The following is a 456-nucleotide window of genomic DNA, read 5'->3' on the forward strand; positions in this document are numbered from 1 at the left end:
AGGGTGGGGGCTACGATGCCGCCAAGCGGACCAAAGGGCGCAAGCGCCACGTCGCCGTAGATACGGGCGGGCGCCTGCTCATGGTCAACCTGACCACAGCCGACATCCAGGACGCGGCCGGGGCGGAGCGCATCATTGAGGCGGTCCGCAAGCGCTGGCCCTGGCTGAAGCATCTGTTCGCCGACGGCGCCTATGATCGGGGCAGGCTGATGAGCCGGGCTGCCTACCGCGACTTCGTCATCGAGATTGTCCGCAAGCTGGCCGACCAGAAGGGCTTTCATGTCCTGCCCAGGCGCTGGGGAGTCAAGCGGACCTTCGGCTGGATGATGCGCTGGCGCAGGCTCGTCCGCGACTATGAGCGCCGATGCGACGTCAGCGAAGCCATGATCCGCGTCAGCCTCGGCGCGCTCCTGCTCCGCCGTATCGCCCATCCATAACCATTCTCAAACGGGCTCT

Annotated in this window: 1 protein-coding gene; it reads left to right on the forward strand. The window is 66.2% G+C overall.

Annotated features, from left to right (window positions below):
* Positions 1–437, forward strand: a 437-nt coding sequence (locus tag JMJ55_RS30505) for a transposase (protein ID WP_202829355.1), incomplete at its 5' end; no start/stop codon positions are given.
* Between the last annotated feature and the right edge of the window lie 19 nt (positions 438–456).

The sequence above is a fragment of the Belnapia mucosa genome, from assembly GCF_016775475.1.
In the GTDB taxonomy this organism is placed as follows: domain Bacteria; phylum Pseudomonadota; class Alphaproteobacteria; order Acetobacterales; family Acetobacteraceae; genus Belnapia; species Belnapia mucosa.